3 protein-coding genes are annotated in these 2,427 nt (G+C 72.3%); all 3 read left to right on the top strand.

Translation table 11 applies throughout. The annotated features are described in order from the left end of the window. The first annotated feature begins 90 nt into the window (after positions 1-90). On the top strand, positions 91-1,266 hold the full coding sequence (locus BCD48_RS21270; RefSeq protein WP_274536562.1) for an IS110 family RNA-guided transposase: 1,176 nt from the start codon (positions 91-93) through the stop codon (positions 1,264-1,266). A 319-nt stretch (positions 1,267-1,585) separates the two neighbouring features. Continuing rightward, positions 1,586-1,981, top strand: coding sequence for a transposase family protein (locus tag BCD48_RS53935; protein ID WP_241841736.1), 396 nt, complete (start codon positions 1,586-1,588; stop codon positions 1,979-1,981). Positions 1,982-1,987: 6 nt separating this feature from the next. Next, positions 1,988-2,427 (top strand): ISAs1 family transposase (locus BCD48_RS53930; protein WP_241841897.1); only part of this gene is annotated, 440 nt, incomplete at its 3' end.

Here is a 2,427-nt window from a genome sequence, read left to right as displayed (position 1 = left end):
CCTCGGTGCTGCTTTTGTCCCTCCCATGGCGTACGCGTCCGTGACAGCCATGACCTGCAAAAACCCTAGATTCGATCTTGAAAACTACAGATAACATCTGACTACTGGCGTTCCCCGTACTACGTGCTCGAGGCGGCGGGGCTGCGGTGCTGGCTGGTCAACGCCCGCCAGGTCAAGCACCTCCCGGGGAGACCCAAAACCGACAAGATCGACTCTGTGTGGTTGTGCAAGGTCGCTGAGCGGGGGATGTGCTCGCCGAGCTTCGTCCCGGCCAGGCCGCAGCGGCAGCTGCGGTTGTTCACCCGCTATCGGATCGCGGCGGTCCGTGAGCGGACCCGGGAGATGCAGCGCGCGGAGAAGCTCCTCGAGGACGCCCAGCTGAAGGTGTCGGTCGTGGCCAGTGACCTGTTCGGGGTGTCCGGGCGGGCGATGCTCACGGCGCTCGTTGCCGGGGAACGCGACCCGGAGGTGCTCGCGGACCTGGCTCGCGGCCGGCTGCGGCGGAAGAGGACCGAGCTGGTCCGGGCGTTCCGGGGCAGTTTCGAGGACGCCCACGCCCTCGTGCTCGCGATGATCCTCGACCGGATCGAGCGGCTTGACAGCGACATCGCCCGGCTCGATGCCTCGATCGCCGAGGCCGTCGCGGCCATGACGGACCACGCCCCGGCCCAGGACCGGTCCGGCCCCGGCTGCGGCGCGCCATCTCCCGACACCGCCGCCGGCGGCCCGACACCCGAGAGTCCGCCGCCGGCCGGCGGCGGGGCCCGGCTCGGCCCGGCGGAGCGGCTCGCCGAGATCCCCGGGATCAGCCTCGCGACCGCGCACACGATCCTCGCGGAGGTCGGGACCGACGTGGCGGCGTTCCCGACCGCGGCGCACCTGGTGTCCTGGGCGGGGCTGGCCCCGAAGGCCAACCAGTCCGCCGGCCGGTCCAGCCCCGCGCGCACCACGAAAGGCAACCGCTACCTGGCCGGCGCCCTCGGCCAGGTTGTGTTCTCGCTGGCGAGGACCCAGACGTTCTTCGGCGACCGCTACCGGCGCATCCGCGCGAGCCGCGGCCCCCAGAAAGCGGTCGTCGCGGTCTCCCGGTCGGTCCTGACCACGATCTGGCACCTCCTCGACGATCCCGACACCCGCTACCGGGAGCTCGGCGCCGACTACCACCGCAACCGCCAAGACACCCACAAACAGGCTGCCGCCGCCGTCCGCCGCCTCGAGCGCCTCGGTTTCGAGGTCACCCTCGCCCAGCCGGCAGCCGCGATCTGACCCGTCGCGCTCCGGACCACCACGCACACCCCAGCGGCCACACCCACGTCCGAGCGGGCAAGGGCCACCGGGGTCATTCCGACGCGCCCATAGTTACGTTCATTTCCGTTCCAGGGTTTCCGGTGGTTCCAGGGCGCGGGTTGGTGCTGGTGGGCGGGGCCGAAAGAGGACGGGCATGACCCTCGGATGATCATGGAGGTTCCTACGCCAGCCTGATCGTCCTCGAGGTGCCATGCCCGCCGCACCATTATCGTCGGCTGTCCCTGTCCTGGATCAGTTGGCCGCCGTGGCGCCGGTCGGTGGCCGCCGGGTGCCGCCGGTGGATCTGCTCGCGGTGTCCGAGCAGGTCGTCGACCCGCGGAAACGCCGTGGCCGGCGCCACCGGCTGCCGGTCGTGCTCACGCTGGCGACGTGCGCGGTGCTCGTCGGGGCCCGCTCGTTCACGGCGATCGCCGAATGGGCCGCCGACGCCGGCGAGGCGGTCGCCGGCCGGCTCGGGATCGTCCGGGTCCCGGACGTCTCGACGTTCCGCCGGGTCTTCGCCCTGCTCGACGCCGACGCCCTGGACGCGGCGCTGGGAGCCTGGGTCGCCGGCAGGACCGAGCCCGGCAAGGGCCAGCGGCGCCGGGTCGCGGGCGACGGGAAGACCCTGCGCGGCAGCCGGGCCGGTGACACGGCCGGCCGGCACCTGCTCGCCGCGCTCGACCAACGCTAGGCCGTCGTGCTCGGCCAGTGCGCCGTCGACGCGAAGACCAACGAGATCCCCACGATCAAGGACCTGCTCGCCACCGTCGACCTGACCGACACCGTCATCACCGCCGACGCGCTGCACACCCAGGACGACACGGCCAACTGGCTGGTCGCGCACGGCGCCCACTACCTGCCGATCGTCAAGGCGAACCGCCCGACGCTTGCGGCCCAGCCCACCGCCCTGCCCTGGACAAAGGCCCGCACCGCCTGCCGGACGACCAACCGCGGCCACGGTCGCGCCGAGCGGCGGACCGTGAAGGCCACCGAGGTCCGCGCAGGGATCGACTTCCCGCACGCCGCCCAGGCCATCCAGATCACCCGCCGCCGCGGGCCCCTGACCGGCGGCCAGACAACGACCGAGACCATCCACGCGGTCACGAGCCTGCCGACGCATCAGGCCAGCCCCGCGCT

Origin of the sequence: Pseudofrankia coriaricola (assembly GCF_001854805.1) — a bacterium.
In the GTDB taxonomy this organism is placed as follows: domain Bacteria; phylum Actinomycetota; class Actinomycetes; order Frankiales; family Frankiaceae; genus Pseudofrankia.
Note: the sequence above shows the minus strand (reverse complement) of the source record. Positions and strands in the feature narration are given on the sequence as shown.